Here is a 15,115-nt window from a genome sequence, read left to right on the forward strand (position 1 = left end):
ACCGCAGTACCGGCACCACCGCAGAGCACCGGAAAAGAAGAGCAAGGGCACGGGGGAGGGCTGCACGATGACGGCCGAACTGGTCCGGGGGCAGAACCACCCCCTGTCCCGGACACAGGTGGAGATCAGGGTCTCGGCGGGCACGCCCGTCCTGGCCCTGGCCTCGGCCTGCGACGACTCGGGCCGGCTGGCCGGCCCCGAGTCGGTGGCCCACCCCGGTGCCCGGAACCTGCCCGGACTGGAGGTGCCGGGGGCCGTGGCGGGCGAGCACCGCTTCGCCGTCGACCTCGCCGCCGTGGAACCGACCGTGCACCGGCTCGGGGTGGTGCTCGTCCTGCCGCCCGGCGGTCCGACGCGCTTCGGCGCGGCTCCCGCCTCGTACGTGGCCGTGGCCGAACCGGAGGGCGCCGAGCTCGCCGCGTACACGGTGACCGGGCTGGAGTCCGAGACCGCCGTCGTGGCCCTCGAGCTCTACCGGCGCCAGGGCGCCTGGAAGGTCCGCGCCGTGGGCCAGGGGTACGCCGACGGGCTCGGCGCGCTGCTCGCCGACGCCGGCCTGGGCGCACCGGCCGCCATCGCCCTGGCCGCCGCGGTCGTGGGAGCGGCCGCGCGGGACGAGGCCGCGCCCGCGCCCACCGTGTCCCTGCCCACCGTGGCCGCCCCCGGGACTCCGCTCGGCCGCCCGGAACCGCAGGACGCGGCCTCGGCCGCGCCCGCCCCGGTGGCCCCCGCGCAGCCGGGGCCCGTCCCGGTCTCCGGAGTCCCGTACGCCGGTATGCCGGGCACCCCGCCCGCGGACGCCGGCGACGGGCCGCCGACGCTGAGCGCGCCCACGCTCAACTACGTGCACCCGCGCCGGCGCCGCAGCACCACCGAGCCGCCCGAACCGGCGCCGCAGGCCGCGGCGCCCGCGCAGCCCGGCCGGCCGGCCGCGCCCGTCGCCGGAGACGCCGGCGGCTGGTCGATGGACGAGCGGCTCTACAACCAGGTCTGGGGCATGTTCGAGGACCTGGCCCGCTCGGTGGCCGCCTACCGCAGCGCCTGCGACTTCGCCGAGTCCCGGATGGACCGCGAGCTCGACGAGGCGCTGTCCGACCCCCGCCACCGCCTGGGCGGCTCCGGCAACGCCGCCCGCGACGAGGCCCGGGCCCGCCACGACGAGCTCGTCGACCAGGCCAAGGCCGTGCTCGACCGGGACCTCGCCCAGCTGATCGCCGAGTCCGAGGTGGTCGAGCCCGCGCTGCCGGCCCCGTACGCCCGCTGGGCCAACCCCGTCTGGCACGGGCACGGGGTCCCCGAGGAGGCCCCGATGGCCCTGCGCCTCGGCGACCTGCACCTGCCCGAGCGTCCCGACCTGCGGATCCCCATGCTCGTGCGGCTCCCGCTCGAGCGCGGGCTGTGGATCGACAACGGCCGCACCGGCTCCGAGGCCGCGATGACGATGGACACCGACCGGCTGCGCCGGGCCGCCATGGACATGGCCGTCACCCACGCGGTCCGGCTCCTCGCGGTCCACCCCGGGGACCGGTTCTCCGTGCACGTCATCGACGCGGCGGGGGCGGGTGCCGCCTCCCTGGCGCCGCTCGTCGCGGCCGGGGCGCTGGCCGGCCCGCCCGCCGCCGGGGCCGAAGGGGTCACCCGGACCCTGGCGGAGCTGACCCGGCGGGTGGACCTCGTACAGATGGCCGTGCGGGCCGGAGCCCCCGAGGACCTGCCGCCCGATGTGGACACCGCCGACCAGCTGCTGATCGTGCACGACTTCCCGCACGGCTTCGACGACCGGGCCGTCACCCGGCTGCGCTACCTGGCCGACGAGGGTCCGGCGGTCGGCGTGCACCTGCTGATGGTGGCGGACCGCGACGAGGCCTCGGCGTACGGGCCGCTGCTGGACCCGCTGTGGCGTTCGCTGATGCGGCTGTCGCCGGTGCCGGACAACCACCTCGCCGACCCGTGGGTCGGCCACGCCTGGACCTTCGAGCCGGACCTGCCGCCGCAGGGCAGCCGCGTCCTGGAACAGACCCTGGACCGGATCGCCGCGGCCCGGCGCAATGCCCGCCCGTGACCGGTTCTTGGGCTTCTCTTTACCTTTCCGGGGTCTGACGGGTAACCTGGGCGCGCGGAGGGGAGTATTCCTGCTTTCCTGCTACGGCGTGCCCGTCAATACGGACCCCACTTCGGTCGATGAACCGCGGTCGGTCCCGGGGCGCCGGCCCACGGCCTCCAGGCCGTCCGGGTGGAAGAGACCTCCGGCAGCGATGACGCTGACGTGTGTGCTGAGCCATCTGCCGGAGGCGAATGAGCAGTGGATGTTTCGTTGAACCTCTGGGTGCTGACCATTCTCGGTCTGAGCATCCTGATCGGCGCCGATTTCTTCATCGGCCGCAAGCCCCACGACGTGTCGGTGAAGGAAGCCGGCATCTGGACGGTCGTCTGGATCGTCCTCGCCGGACTCTTCGGCCTCGGCCTGATGTTCTTCGGCAACAGCCAGGCCTCCCAGGAGTTCTTCGCCGGCTTCATCACCGAGAAGTCCCTGAGCGTGGACAACCTGTTCGTGTTCGTCCTGATCATGGCGAAGTTCGCGGTGCCCTCCCAGCTCCAGCAGCGCGTGCTGCTGGTGGGCGTGCTGATCGCCCTGGTGCTCCGCGCGATCTTCATCGCGGCCGGCGCCGCGATCATCACCAACTTCTCGTGGGTCTTCTACATCTTCGGCGCGTTCCTGATCTACACCGCCTGGAAGCTCATCCAGGAGGCGCGCCAGGACGAGGACGAGGAGGAGTTCGAGGAGAACCGTCTCCTCAAGTCGGTCGAGAAGAAGTTCGGCGTCTCCGACCAGTACCACGGCACGAAGCTCTTCATCCGGAACAACGGCAAGCGGATCATGACCCCGCTGATGATCGTGATGCTGGCCATCGGCACCACCGACGTGCTGTTCGCCCTGGACTCGATCCCCGCGATCTTCGGCCTCACCCAGGACCCGTACATCGTCTTCACCGCCAACGCCTTCGCCCTGATGGGTCTGCGCCAGCTGTACTTCCTCATCGGCGGTCTGCTCAAGAAGCTGGTCCACCTCAGCTACGGCCTGTCCGTCATCCTCGGCTTCATCGGCATCAAGCTGGTGCTGCACGCCCTCCACGAGTCCGGGGTGCACGTCCCGCAGATCTCCATCCCGGTCTCCCTGGGCGTCATCTGCGGTGTCCTCGTGATCACCACGATCACCAGCCTGATGGCCTCGAAGAAGCAGGCGGCCGCCGAGGCCGCCGCCCGCTCGGAGAGCATCGACGCGTAGGGCTCGACAGCCCCGAGGGGCTACGCGGGGGCGGCCGCTTCGGCCGCCCCCGTTCCCGTACCCGCGCTCGTGCCCGACTCGGTACCGGGGCCGGTCGTCCGGGCCCGCACGACCGTCGGGTTCGTCTCCGGGAGCAGCGCGAAGCAGACCAGGCTGAGCAGGGCGATCGCGCTCAGGTACACGGCCACGCCCCACGGCGGACCGGAACCGTCCGCCAGCGCCGTCGCCACGATCGGGGTCAGCGCGCCGCCCAGCACCCCGCCCAGGTTGTAGCCCACGGCCGCGCCCGTGCAGCGGATCCGGGGGGCGTACAGCTCCGGCAGGTACGCACCCACCACGGCGAACATCGTCACCATGCCCAGCAGCCCGCCGAGGCAGCCCAGCGTCATCAGCAGCGGGTCCCCGGTGCGCAGCAGCGCGATGAACGGGAACATCCACACCAGGCAGAGCGCACAGCCGACCAGGCACAGCGGCCGCCGGCCGTGGCGGTCGCCGAGCACCGCCATCACCGGGGTCATCAGGCCCTTGAGCGCGACGGCGCTCATGATGCAGGCCAGCATCACCGTACGGTCCACGCGCAGGTGCTCGGTCGCGTACGCGAGGGACCAGGTGGTGACCGCGTAGAAGACCGCGTACCCGACGGACAGGGCCCCGCCGGTCAGCAGGAGCAGCCGCCAGTGCCCGCGGACCACCTCGGACAGCGGGGCGTCGGAGCGCCGGCCGGTTTCGGCGAGGGCGCGGAACTGCGGGGTCTCCTCCACCGAGCGGCGAAGCCACAGCCCGGCGAGGGCCAGCACCCCCGCCGCCCAGAACGGGACGCGCCAGCCCCATGAGGCGAACTGCCCGTCGGTCAGCGTCGCGGACAGGGTGAGGGTCATGCCGTTGGCCAGCAGGAAGCCCACCGCGGGGCCGGCCTGCGGGAAGCTCGCCCACAGCCCGCGCCGCTGCTCGGGGGCGTGCTCGGCGGTCAGCAGGACCGCGCCGCCCCACTCGCCGCCGAGGCCGAGCCCCTGCAGGAAGCGGAGCACCAGCAGCAGGAGGGGCGCTGCCATGCCGATCGTCGCGTACGTCGGCACGCAGCCGACCGCCACCGTGGCGAGGCCCGTGAGCAGCAGGGAGCCGAGCAGGACCGGGCGCCGCCCGTAGCGGTCGCCGATGTGGCCGAAGACGACGGAGCCCAGCGGGCGGGCGAGGAATCCGACGCCGAAGGTGCCGAAGGCGGCGAGGGTCCCGGCGAGCGGGGAGAAGGACGGGAAGAACAGCGGGCCGAGCACGAGGGCGGCGGCCGTGCCGTAGACGAAGAAGTCGTAGAACTCGATGGCGGTTCCGGCGAGCGAGGCCGAGGCCAGCCGCAGCATCGAGGGAGACCGGGGAACGACGGGGAGAGGGAGGGCGGGGGAGGGGTCTCGTTGCATGGTGCAGCAATTACCCCGCCCCACACCCCCAGGACGTGCGTTCGGTCATCTTCGACCGGAAGGAGTGCTTCCTGTCGCGGTGTTGACCAGGACCGGGCGGGTGCTACCAGCCGCGCTCGCGCCATTCGGCCAGGTGCGGCCGCTCCGCGCCGAGCGTGGTGTCGTTGCCGTGCCCCGGGTAGACCCAGGTCTCGTCCGACAGCTGCTCGAAGAGCTTGTGCTGCACGTCGTCGATGAGGTTGGCGAAGGCCTTCGGGTCGTTGTCGGTGTTGCCGACGCCGCCCGGGAAGAGGCAGTCCCCGGTGAACACGTGTGCGTGCCCGTGCGGGTCGTCGTAGATCAGCGCGATCGAGCCGGGGGTGTGCCCGACCAGGTGGCGCGCGGTCAGCGTGACCCGCCCCACCTGGATCGTGTCCCCGTCCGCCACGGGTACGTCGGTGGCCACCGGGATGCCCTCGACGTCGTCGGCGCCCGCGTAGGTGCGTGCGCCGGTCGCCTCGACCACGGCCTGGAGCGCGCCCCAGTGGTCACCGTGCCGGTGCGTCGTGACGACGGACGCGATGCCGTCGTCGCCGATCAGCTGCAGCAGGGTCGCCGGCTCCGCAGCCGCGTCGATCAGCAGCTGCTCGTCGGTGGCCCGGCAGCGCAGCAGGTACGCGTTGTTGTCCATGGGGCCCACCGCGACCTTGGAAATCATCAGGTCCGGGAGTTCGTGCACGTCGGCCGGACCGCCGACCTTGACCGCTCCGCTGTACGTCATGTCCTGATCCTAAAGCGGGGGGAGGGCGGGGAGGAGGCCGCCGACGACAGTGAGGTGTGCGCCCTTGTCCCCGCGCCCCGCCAGCCAGCCCAGGAGCTCGGCGCCGGTGCCGACCAGGGTGACCGGGCCGCCCTCGGCGCCGCCGGTGTGCCACGTGGGGCCGCTGCCGTCGCCCTCGCTCTGCAGGGTCACCGGGGGCACCTCGGGGCGCCCGGCCCAGCGGTCGGCGAGGAAGGCGATCTCGCGCCCGGTGAACTCCTCCGGGAGGTCGGAGAGCTCGTAGCCGATGTTCAGGTCGACGTGGTGCAGCTCGACCTCGACGAGGCGGCGGAAGGGCACGTTCGCGGCCAGGTCGGTGACGCCGTTGCGCAGCTCGACGGTGCGCGACCAGTCCTGGTCCTGCCCGGTCTGCGCCAGGAAGCCGGCGTGGGTCTCGCGCAGGTCGGCGAGCTGGACCTCCAGCGGGCGCGGGGCGTCGCGCTCGATGTCGGAGTCGCGGGCCTCGGCGCTCTCGTACATCGGGCGGCCCGCGAAGACGTTGACGAGGGCGTCCGCATTGCGCGCGAGGTGGGCCAGCACGTGGCCGCGGGTCCAGCCCGGCAGGTGTGACTCCTCGGCCAGGGCGGCGTTGTCCAGTTTCGCGACTGCGGTCAGCAGTCGGTCCGTGGCTTCACGTACTGATTGCAGGTCGTGCACATGATCAGTCATGGATCCGAGCCTAGTGCCGCGGGACGTAGGCCACACGAACGGGTGAAGCCGTCCGGGGAGTGCCGTAAATCGAATGCGCGTGCTATACGCTCGAAGTCCAAGCTCTCTTCCCCGTTGCAGAGGCGCCCCCCATACCCTGGGACGGGGGCCCGTGCCCCCGCTCTCTCAAGAAAGGTGCGGACCGGCGTGACCGACCGTCTCATCGTTCGTGGCGCTCGCGAGCACAACCTCAAGAACGTTTCGCTCGACCTGCCCCGCGACTCACTCATCGTCTTCACCGGACTCTCCGGTTCGGGCAAGTCCTCCCTGGCCTTCGACACGATCTTCGCCGAGGGCCAGCGCCGCTACGTCGAGTCGCTCTCGTCGTACGCCCGCCAGTTCCTGGGGCAGATGGACAAGCCCGACGTGGACTTCATCGAGGGGCTCTCGCCGGCCGTCTCGATCGACCAGAAGTCGACCTCGCGCAACCCGCGCTCGACGGTCGGCACCATCACCGAGGTCTACGACTACCTCCGCCTGCTCTTCGCGCGCATCGGCAAGCCCCACTGCCCCGAGTGCCGCCGGCCCATCTCGCGCCAGTCGCCGCAGGCGATCGTCGACAAGGTGCTCGCGCTCCCCGAGGGCAGCCGCTTCCAGGTGCTCTCGCCGCTGGTGCGCGAGCGCAAGGGCGAGTTCGTCGACCTCTTCTCCGACCTCCAGACCAAGGGCTACAGCCGGGCGCGGGTGGACGGGGAGACCATCCAGCTCTCCGAGCCGCCCACGCTGAAGAAGCAGGAGAAGCACACGATCGAGGTGGTCATCGACCGCCTCACCGTCAAGGACAGCGCCAAGCGCCGGCTCACCGACTCCGTCGAGACCGCCCTCGGCCTCTCCGGCGGCATGGTGATCCTGGACTTCGTCGACCTCGCCGAGGACGACCCCGAGCGCGAGCGGATGTTCTCCGAGCACCTCTACTGCCCGTACGACGACCTGTCCTTCGAAGAGCTGGAGCCGCGCTCCTTCTCCTTCAACTCGCCCTTCGGCGCCTGCCCCGAGTGCACCGGCATCGGTACGCGCATGGAGGTGGACCCGGAGCTGATCATCCCGGACGAGGACAAGTCCCTGGACGAGGGCGCGGTCTCCCCGTGGTCCCTCGGCCACACCAAGGACTACTTCCAGCGGCTGATCGGCGCGCTCGCCGGCGAGCTGGGCTTCCGTACGGACATCCCCTGGGCCGGGCTGCCGCAGCGGGCGAAGAAGGCCCTGCTGTACGGGCACAAGACGCAGATCGAGGTCCGCTACCGCAACCGGTACGGACGGGAGCGGGCGTACACGACGGCCTTCGAGGGCGCCGTGCCGTTCGTCAAGCGCCGGCACGCCGAGTCCGAGAGCGACGCCAGCCGCGAGCGCTTCGAGGGCTACATGCGCGAGGTGCCCTGCCCGACCTGCGAGGGCACCCGGCTCAAGCCGATCGTGCTCGCGGTGACGGTGATGGAGAAGTCCATCGCCGAAGTCGCCGCGATGTCGATCAGCGAGTGCGCGGACTTCCTGGGCCGGCTCAAGCTCGACGCCCGCGACAAGAAGATCGCCGAGCGGGTCCTGAAGGAGGTCAACGAGCGGCTGCGCTTCCTCGTCGACGTCGGCCTGGACTACCTCTCGCTGAACCGCGCCGCCGGGACCCTGTCGGGCGGCGAGGCCCAGCGCATCCGCCTCGCCACCCAGATCGGCTCCGGCCTGGTCGGCGTGCTGTACGTGCTGGACGAGCCCTCCATCGGGCTGCACCAGCGGGACAACCACCGGCTGATCGAGACGCTGGTGCGGCTGCGGGACATGGGCAACACCCTGATCGTCGTGGAGCACGACGAGGACACCATCAAGGTGGCCGACTGGGTCGTGGACATCGGCCCGGGCGCAGGCGAGCACGGCGGCAAGGTCGTGCACAGCGGCTCGCTGAAGGAGCTGCTGAAGAACGGCGACTCGATGACCGGGCAGTACCTGTCCGGGAAGCGGTCCATCGCGGTGCCGGACATCCGTCGGCCCGTGAACGGGAACCGGAAGCTGACGGTCCACGGCGCCAAGGAGAACAACCTGCGGGACATCGACGTGTCCTTCCCGCTGGGTGTGCTCACGGCGGTGACGGGCGTGTCGGGGTCGGGCAAGTCGACGCTGGTCAACGACATCCTGTACACGCACCTGGCGCGCGAGCTCAACGGCGCCCGTTCGGTGCCGGGACGGCACACGCGGGTGGACGGGGACGACCTCGTCGACAAGGTCGTGCACGTCGACCAGTCGCCGATCGGCCGGACCCCGCGGTCCAACCCGGCGACGTACACGGGCGTCTTCGACCACGTGCGCAAGCTCTTCGCGGAGACGATGGAGGCGAAGGTGCGCGGCTACCTGCCGGGCCGCTTCTCCTTCAACGTGAAGGGCGGCCGGTGCGAGAACTGCTCCGGCGACGGCACCATCAAGATCGAGATGAACTTCCTGCCGGACGTGTACGTCCCGTGCGAGGTCTGCCACGGCGCCCGGTACAACCGGGAGACGCTGGAGGTCCACTACAAGGGCAAGTCCATCGCCGAGGTCCTGAACATGCCGATCGAGGAGGCGCTGGACTTCTTCGAGGCCGTGCCGACGATCTCGCGGCACCTGCGGACGCTGAACGAGGTGGGGCTGGGGTACGTCCGGCTCGGCCAGTCGGCGCCGACGCTGTCGGGCGGTGAGGCGCAGCGCGTGAAGCTGGCGTCGGAGCTGCAGAAGCGGTCGACGGGGCGGACGGTGTACGTGCTGGACGAGCCGACGACGGGTCTGCACTTCGAGGACATCTCGAAACTGATCAAGGTGCTGTCGGGGCTGGTGGACAAGGGCAACTCGGTGATCGTCATCGAGCACAACCTGGACGTCATCAAGACCGCGGACTGGGTCATCGACATGGGCCCGGAGGGCGGTTACGGCGGCGGTCTGGTGGTCGCCGAGGGCACGCCGGAGCAGGTCGCGTCGGTGGGCGCGAGCCACACGGGCAAGTTCCTGCGGGACATCCTGGGGGCGGAGCGGGTCTCGGACGCCGCCTCGCTCGTGACCCCGCCGAAGAAGGCCGCCGCCAAGCGGACCGCGGCCAAGAAGGCGGCCCCGGCCAAGAAGGCGGCCCCGGCCAAGAAGGCGGCAGCCCCGGCCAAGAAGGCGACGGCCCGCGCCCGCAAGGCCTAGCCGCTGCGCGGTGCGTAGACCTGAGGGGGGCCGGCCGCCGGGCGGGGCCCCCCCGGGGTGCGTCGCCCCACCCCCCCCCCGGGCGGGCGTGGTCGGGGTCGTCCGGGGAGTTAGGGGGGGGTTTGCGGCACCTTCTCTGGAGATCGTGCGCGCGTTGGGGACATTGGCGCCGATGACCCTGCGGTAGCCGGTGCGCGGCTTGTTCAGGAGGCGGGGCGGCCGGATCACCGTCCACTCGGTGCCGCTCGCCGAGATCGCCGCCTCCATGACCGCCAGGTCCGCGTACAGGTCGCGCAGCGCCCTGCGGAGGAGCGGGAGGAAGACCTTCCGGGCCAGCACCCCGTCGCTCGCCACGTCCGGCCCGACCGGCGCCGCGCTCACCGCCGCGAGACGGCTCACCCCCGCCCGGTCCATCGCCGACACGACGGCCCGTACCGCCGGCCCGGTGACCGGCGCCAGCCGGGCCTGCTTGTTGCTGGCCGAGCCCAGGGCGGAGATCACCGCCGACCGGCCCGCCAAGACCGGCAGCAGCGCGTCCTCGTCCGTCAGATCGCGCACCACGGCCACCTGGAGGCGGTCGTGCGCCGGCACGTCCAGCCGGGCGGGGTCGCGGACCACCGCCGTCACCTCGTGGCCCGCTTCGAGGGCCTGTCGGACGACCTCGCGCCCGACACCGCCCGTGGCTCCGAAAACCGTCAGTTTCATCGCCCGCTCCCGTCCAAGGGTGGGTGAGTATTTACTCACCCCGTCTTCCGCTAGGGTGAGTGAATGCTCACCCCGAAGTCAAGCCGGCCCACGCCCGAGCGGCTCCTTGACGCCGCCGAGACGCTCATGCGCACCATCGGCCTCGCCAACACCACCACCAAGGCCATCGCCCGCGAGGCCGGCTGCTCGGAGGCCGCGCTCTACAAGCACTACGCGAACAAGGAGGAGCTCTTCGTGCGCGTCCTCATGGAGCGCACCCCCAACGCCGGGCCGCTCATGGCCGAGCTCGCCGGCGACCACGGCGAGCGCTCCGTCGAGGAGGCGCTCACCGCGATCGCCCGGCACGCCTCGCTCTTCTACGCCGACGCCATGCCCATGGCCGCCTCGCTCTTCGCCGAGCCCGCCCTGCTGACCCGGCACCGCGAGGGCGTCCAGGAGATCGGCACCGGCCCCCACGTCGTACGCGACGCCCTGACCGGCCGGCTGCGCCGCGAGCTCGAGCGGGGGCGGCTGCGCCCCGACGCCGATCCGGAGGCGGCGGCCGAGCTGCTGCTCGGCGCCTGCTTCCAGCGGGCCTTCTTCCTGCACTTCTCCGGCCCGGAGGTGGTCCGGGCCGTCGAGGAGTTCGCCCCCGCCGTGGCCCGGACCCTGTGGGCCGCTATCCGCTGAGCTCCGCCGCGTACGGCGGCTCCGCGCCCGCCCGGGTACAGGTCAGCGCCGCCGCGTGGGCCGCGTAGGCCAGTACGCGGGGCCAATCCACCGGGCCGCCGGCCGGACCCGCCGGACCGGACAGGCGGTGCAGCAGGGCCGCGTTGACCGTGTCGCCCGCGCCGATGGTGTCGGCCACGGCGACCCGGCGGGCCGGCACCCCGTACTCCGTGCCCTCCCGGGTTCGGACCGTCAGCCCCTGCGCACCGCGGGTCAGCACCACCGCCGAGGGCCCCGCCGCCAGCCAGTCCGAGACCCGGCCGCCCAGCCAACGGGCGTCCTCCTCCGACAGCTTGAGGACGGACACGTACGGCAGCCAGGCCAGGAACCGGGCACGGTACGCCGCCGGATCCGCGATCAGCGCCGGGCGGATGTTGGGGTCCAGCAGGGTCAGCACCCCGCGCCCGGACTCCCGGCGCAGCAGGGCCTCGTACGCGCTCGCGCCCGGCTCCAGGGCGAGGGAGCAGGTGCCGAGCGCCAGGGCCCGGGTGCCCGCGGGGAGCGCCGCGGGCAGGGTGAACAGCCGGTCGGCCGTGCCCTCCACGTAGAAGCCGTACGCCGCCGAGCCGTCCGGGGCCAGCGAGGGCACGGCGAGGGTGGTGGGCTCCGGCCCGCGCTGGACCAGCGAGAGGTCCACCCCGGCCGCACGCAGCCCGGAGAGGAGGCTCTCGCCGAAGCCGTCCGTCGAGACCCGGGAGCAGAAGGCGACCTCCGCACCGAGCCGGCCCAGCGCCAGGGCGGTGTTGTACGGCCCCCCGCCCGGCCGCGGCACGAGCGCGCCCGGCGGCTGCGCCACGGGCACGAGGTCGATCAGGGCTTCTCCACCGACGACGATCACGCGGGGGAAGGTATCCCATCGGGCGGCGGAACCGGGCGGCGGTATCGTCGGGGGCCCAGCAGGCCTTCGTGCCCGTAGCACCCCCGTACCAGGAGAACCGCATGTCCGCGTCGCAGTCCGCCGCCCGCCGTACCGTGCTCAAGGGCGCCGCCGCGATCGTCGGGGCCGTCGGCGGCGGGACGGCGCTCGCGGCCTGCTCCACGGAGAGCAGCAGCGGCGCCGGCTCCCCGGCGGTCCCGGCCGCCCCGGTGGAGCTCGGCGCGGCGTCCGAGGTCCCGGTCGGCGGGTCGAAGCTGTTCCGGAAGGAGAAGGTGGTCGTCAGCTGCCCGGCGGCGGGCCAGTACACGGCGTTCAGCGCCCAGTGCACGCACGCCGGCTGCGTCCTGGACAAGATCGTCGAGGGCGAGGGCAACTGCCCCTGCCACGGCAGCCGCTTCGACGTGAGGACCGGCAAGGTGCTGCGCGGCCCGGCCGTCGACCCGCTGCCCGCCGTCCCGGTCAAGGCCGAGGGCGGCAAGCTCATCGCGGGCTGAGCCCGGAGAACCCCCGCAGGGGAGCTACGCCCAGTCCCAGGCGATCCCCAGCAGCCCGCGCCGAACCCCCGGCTCCACCAGGTGCACGGCCCGGTGGCGGCCGCTCGGCGTCAAGTCCGCCAGCCCGCTGCGCGGCGCACCCGGTCCGGACCGGGTGAACCGTCGGCAGCGCACCGGCAGCGCCGCCTCGTCGAAGCGGACCTGGAGCACGTACTGCCCGCCGCTGTAGCTGAACCCGCGGACGTACTCGGTGCAGCGGCCGCCGGTGCCGTCCTCGAAGCCGTACCCGAAGACGTACGTGTCCCCGGCGCGCAGCCGGGCGTCGAAGAGCAGCTCGGCGACCAGCACCTCGGCCTCCCGGTGCCAGCGGACGCGTCCGGTCCGGCAGTTCTCGTCCGCCCGGACGCGGACCTGTGCCGGGTCGCAGCCGGGATCGCCGTGGTGGACGGCGAGGTAGCGGTCGACGCCGTCGCGGTGGGCCCGTACGACGTGCTGCGACTCGCGGCCCAGCAGCTCGCCGCCCGCACCGATCCGTACCCGCTCGTGGTGGCCGACGGTGTGCAGGCCGCCGTCGGCGGGCAGTTCCATGCCGGCCAGCAGCCCCTCCACGGCCGCGCCGGCGCTGACCAGGGCCCGGTACGAGCGCGCCGGCGGGCGGACCGCCTCGGGTCCGGCGCCGTCCGGGGCGGCCAGCAGCCGCAGCAGGGTCCCCTCGGGCAGTTCCAGGATCTGCTCCAGGGCCCGTACGGCCTTCAGGGACTCGGGGCGGCGCGGCCGGCGGGCGCCCTGCTGCCAGTAACTGAGGCTGGTCACGCCGAGCTTGATGCCGCGGGCCGCGAGGTGGTGCTGGACGCGGTGCAGGGGCAGGCCGCGGGCGGTGAGGGCGGCGCGCAGCGCGAGATGGAAGGGGCCGGCGCGCAGCAGCTGCCCCAGTTCCTGAGCGCTGTCGTGTCTCCTGCCCGGAGCGCTCCCCTGCGTGCTCTCCCCGGTCGACCGCATCACGGCTCCTCCTGTGAACGTTCACGCACGGTGGGGCGGGAGAGCTCGCCGGTGGCACCGGGGGTCCAGGTGAAAGGACGGCAGTCATTCACACTGCGGTCCCGCCGTTCACACTGCAATGTCACCGCGTATTGAAGCCTGTTGACCTGATCGCGACAACACCCTGATGCTCGGCGCAGCGTCCGGACGCGCTCCTCCATCCCCAACCTCCCCGGCCCCACCCGGGGAGATCCCCACACGGGAGGAACGCGATGCGCAACCGAAACCGGCGGCGGCTTTCCCTGGCCGCCGTCCTCACCGCCGTGCTCTTCGCCCTGCCCACCGGTACCGCCACCGCCGTCGGTACCGGTGCGGGCACCGGAGTCGCCGCCGACTCCACCCTGGCGTACAAGCGCCTGAACATCACCATGCAGGCCCAGCAGAAGACCAACTGGTGCTGGGCCGCGAGCGGCAACACCATCGCCACCTGGTTCGGCCGCACCTACACCCAGAACCAGTTCTGCAACGCCGCCTTCAACCGCCAGCAGGGCTACGACTGCCCCAACAACCAGGCCACCCTCGGCAACGTCCAGACCGCCCTGAACTGGGCCGGCATCAACTCCGGCTCGTACGTGAACGGCTGGCTCCGCTACACCACCGTGCAGAGCGAGATCGACGCGAACCGGCCGGTCGAGACCCGGATCCAGTGGTCCAACGGGGGCGGCCACATGCACGTCATCTACGGCTACGACACCGCTGACAGCTGGGTCTACTGGGGCGATCCGTGGCCGTCGAGCGACCGCTACAACTGGGCCTCGCACGCCTGGTACGTGGACAACAGCACCTTCTCCTGGACCCACTCGCTCTACCGGATCGGGGCGTGAGCGCCATGAAGAAGCTCGTCGCCGCCGCGGTTCTCGCCGCGGGCGCCGTCCTCGTACCGGCCCCGCAGGCCTCGGCGGCCCCCGTACCGCAGCCGCAGTCCGTCACCGCCGAGACCAGGGCCGCGGCCGCGCAGGCGGCCGCCGCCCCCGGCACCCTGGCCACGCTCTCCCGCTTCTTCGCCCGCGAGGGCAAGGTCGCGACGGACGCGGTCCGGCCGCGCATCGAGGGCGAGGCGATACCCGTCAGCTACCTGTCCCCGGACTTCGTGGCGGGCAAGGCCGGGGCGTCCGTGGCCCGGCTGGAGTTCCTGGCCAGCAAGGCCGTCTCCGCGGACGGGCAGCAGGCCGCGCTGTGGACCGCCCGGACCGAGGCGGGGTGGCAGGTCGTGAACATCGCCACCGGCGACGACGAATTCCGCTACGCGCAGCTCGGCGCAGCGAAGCTGCCGGGCGGCACGGTGTTCCGGGAACCGCAGATCGACGCGTGGTACGTGGCCCGGGACAACCGGGTGCTGCCGCTGGACGAGGACGCCGAGCGCGCCGTCGGAGCGGGGGGTACCAGCCTCGGCGCGTACCGGTCGCGGGTGACGCGGGCGTACGGGGACAAGTTGCCGGGGTCGGCGTATGCGCAGGGGGGTAGGGCGGGTGGCTACTCGGCGGCCGCCGACGATGCGGGCGCGCCGGTGGCGGCCGGGGCCGTCGCCGGTGGGCTGGCGCTCGGGGCGCTCGGGGCGCTCGGGGCGCTCGGGGCGCTCGGGGTGGTCGCCGTGCGGCGGGCGCGGCGGGGCCGCGGGGTCGTCTGACCCGTCGGGTTCGCGCCCGCCGGGGCGCAGTCGGCAGGACCCGGGCGGCCCGTCGGCCGTCCGGGCCCTGCGGGTGGCTGCTCCCCGCCCCGCCCTTCTCCCGTTCACCGGGCTCTGCCCGGACCCGGACTCAGGCGCCGGGCGGACCGGGAAGACCCGGGGCCGCGCCCCGGACCCCGTGCGGGTGCGGCGCCGTTGGGGGGGGGGGGGGGGCGCCACCCCCCCCCCCCCCCCCCCCCCCCCCCCCCGGGGGGGGGTTTTTTCCCCCCCGGTTTCCCTTCTGGGCGGGGGGGGGGGGGGGTTCGAGGGGGGTG

The 15,115-nt window shown here is 72.9% G+C and carries 12 protein-coding genes and 1 pseudogene; 7 read left to right on the forward strand and 6 right to left on the reverse strand.

Annotation, left to right across the window (positions count from 1 at the left end):
* Nucleotides 1–67: 67 nt before the first annotated feature.
* Together ACZ49B_RS28605 and ACZ49B_RS28610 are read left to right on the forward strand one after the other, a co-directional pair.
* Entirely contained in the window at nucleotides 68–2,062 is a 1,995-nt protein-coding gene (locus ACZ49B_RS28605; protein WP_468311377.1) for a TerD family protein, read from the forward strand.
* 240 nt (nucleotides 2,063–2,302) lie between these two features.
* Nucleotides 2,303–3,286: a TerC/Alx family metal homeostasis membrane protein gene (locus ACZ49B_RS28610; protein WP_468311379.1), complete on the forward strand. Its 984-nt coding sequence runs from the start codon at nucleotides 2,303–2,305 to the stop codon at nucleotides 3,284–3,286.
* A 20-nt stretch (nucleotides 3,287–3,306) separates the two neighbouring features.
* Here the strand turns inward: ACZ49B_RS28610 and ACZ49B_RS28615 are convergent, their stop codons facing one another.
* From ACZ49B_RS28615 to ACZ49B_RS28625, 3 genes are all read right to left on the reverse strand, one after another.
* The gene (locus ACZ49B_RS28615; RefSeq protein WP_468311381.1) at nucleotides 3,307–4,644 is read right to left on the reverse strand and encodes an MFS transporter; all 1,338 of its coding nucleotides are present in this window, start codon (nucleotides 4,642–4,644) and stop codon (nucleotides 3,307–3,309) included.
* Between the two features lie 160 nt (nucleotides 4,645–4,804).
* On the reverse strand, nucleotides 4,805–5,461 hold the full coding sequence (locus ACZ49B_RS28620) for an MBL fold metallo-hydrolase (RefSeq protein WP_468311383.1): 657 nt from the start codon (nucleotides 5,459–5,461) through the stop codon (nucleotides 4,805–4,807).
* A 9-nt stretch (nucleotides 5,462–5,470) separates the two neighbouring features.
* Entirely contained in the window at nucleotides 5,471–6,169 is a 699-nt protein-coding gene (locus ACZ49B_RS28625; RefSeq protein WP_468311385.1) for a maleylpyruvate isomerase family mycothiol-dependent enzyme, read from the reverse strand.
* A 186-nt stretch (nucleotides 6,170–6,355) separates the two neighbouring features.
* Between ACZ49B_RS28625 and uvrA the strand changes: the two genes are divergently transcribed.
* Nucleotides 6,356–9,352 (forward strand): excinuclease ABC subunit UvrA, encoded by a 2,997-nt coding sequence (uvrA, locus tag ACZ49B_RS28630; RefSeq protein ID WP_468311386.1) that lies wholly within the window; start codon nucleotides 6,356–6,358, stop codon nucleotides 9,350–9,352.
* A gap of 141 nt (nucleotides 9,353–9,493) precedes the next feature.
* On the opposite strand, the pseudogene ACZ49B_RS28635 reads toward uvrA, so the two are convergent.
* Nucleotides 9,494–10,057 (reverse strand): annotated as a pseudogene (locus tag ACZ49B_RS28635) (NAD(P)-dependent oxidoreductase); the annotation flags it as partial.
* Nucleotides 10,058–10,120: 63 nt separating this feature from the next.
* Between ACZ49B_RS28635 and ACZ49B_RS28640 the strand changes: the two are divergent.
* Nucleotides 10,121–10,726 (forward strand): TetR/AcrR family transcriptional regulator, encoded by a 606-nt coding sequence (locus ACZ49B_RS28640; RefSeq protein WP_468311388.1) that lies wholly within the window; start codon nucleotides 10,121–10,123, stop codon nucleotides 10,724–10,726.
* Here the strand turns inward: ACZ49B_RS28640 and ACZ49B_RS28645 are convergent.
* A complete protein-coding gene (locus tag ACZ49B_RS28645; RefSeq protein WP_468311389.1) occupies nucleotides 10,716–11,603 on the reverse strand; it encodes a carbohydrate kinase family protein in 888 nt (295 codons plus the stop codon). The genes ACZ49B_RS28640 and ACZ49B_RS28645 overlap by 11 nt on opposite strands.
* A 101-nt stretch (nucleotides 11,604–11,704) precedes the next feature.
* Here ACZ49B_RS28645 and ACZ49B_RS28650 point away from each other — a divergent pair, with 101 nt between their 5' ends.
* Nucleotides 11,705–12,136 carry a Rieske (2Fe-2S) protein gene (locus tag ACZ49B_RS28650; RefSeq protein WP_468311391.1) on the forward strand — a complete coding sequence of 144 codons (432 nt, stop codon included), beginning with the start codon at nucleotides 11,705–11,707 and terminating at the stop codon, nucleotides 12,134–12,136.
* A 24-nt stretch (nucleotides 12,137–12,160) separates the two neighbouring features.
* Here the strand turns inward: ACZ49B_RS28650 and ACZ49B_RS28655 are convergent, their stop codons facing one another.
* Nucleotides 12,161–13,135 carry a hypothetical protein gene (locus ACZ49B_RS28655; protein WP_468311393.1) on the reverse strand — a complete coding sequence of 325 codons (975 nt, stop codon included), beginning with the start codon at nucleotides 13,133–13,135 and terminating at the stop codon, nucleotides 12,161–12,163.
* A gap of 251 nt (nucleotides 13,136–13,386) precedes the next feature.
* On the opposite strand from ACZ49B_RS28655, the gene ACZ49B_RS28660 reads away from it, so the two are divergent.
* Both ACZ49B_RS28660 and ACZ49B_RS28665 read left to right on the forward strand, forming a co-directional pair.
* Nucleotides 13,387–13,998 carry a papain-like cysteine protease family protein gene (locus ACZ49B_RS28660; RefSeq protein ID WP_468311395.1) on the forward strand — a complete coding sequence of 204 codons (612 nt, stop codon included), beginning with the start codon at nucleotides 13,387–13,389 and terminating at the stop codon, nucleotides 13,996–13,998.
* Between the two features lie 5 nt (nucleotides 13,999–14,003).
* The gene (locus tag ACZ49B_RS28665; protein WP_468311451.1) at nucleotides 14,004–14,801 is read left to right on the forward strand and encodes a hypothetical protein; all 798 of its coding nucleotides are present in this window, start codon (nucleotides 14,004–14,006) and stop codon (nucleotides 14,799–14,801) included.
* The last annotated feature ends 314 nt before the right edge of the window (nucleotides 14,802–15,115 follow it).

Source organism: Streptomyces sp. NPDC031132, from assembly GCF_055570595.1.

Excerpts from the sequence above, each read along its gene's own strand:
- ACZ49B_RS28615 (WP_468311381.1), bottom strand. The coding sequence starts at position 4,644 with ATGCTGCGGCTGGCCTCGGCCTCGCTCGCCGGAACCGCCATCGAGTTC.
- ACZ49B_RS28665 (WP_468311451.1), top strand. The coding sequence starts at position 14,004 with ATGAAGAAGCTCGTCGCCGCCGCGGTTCTCGCCGCGGGCGCCGTCCTC.
- ACZ49B_RS28640 (WP_468311388.1), top strand. The coding sequence starts at position 10,121 with ATGCTCACCCCGAAGTCAAGCCGGCCCACGCCCGAGCGGCTCCTTGAC.
- ACZ49B_RS28620 (WP_468311383.1), bottom strand. The coding sequence starts at position 5,461 with ATGACGTACAGCGGAGCGGTCAAGGTCGGCGGTCCGGCCGACGTGCAC.
- ACZ49B_RS28650 (WP_468311391.1), top strand. The coding sequence starts at position 11,705 with ATGTCCGCGTCGCAGTCCGCCGCCCGCCGTACCGTGCTCAAGGGCGCC.
- ACZ49B_RS28660 (WP_468311395.1), top strand. The coding sequence starts at position 13,387 with ATGCGCAACCGAAACCGGCGGCGGCTTTCCCTGGCCGCCGTCCTCACC.
- ACZ49B_RS28655 (WP_468311393.1), bottom strand. The coding sequence starts at position 13,135 with ATGCGGTCGACCGGGGAGAGCACGCAGGGGAGCGCTCCGGGCAGGAGA.
- ACZ49B_RS28625 (WP_468311385.1), bottom strand. The coding sequence starts at position 6,169 with ATGACTGATCATGTGCACGACCTGCAATCAGTACGTGAAGCCACGGAC.
- ACZ49B_RS28605 (WP_468311377.1), top strand. The coding sequence starts at position 68 with ATGACGGCCGAACTGGTCCGGGGGCAGAACCACCCCCTGTCCCGGACA.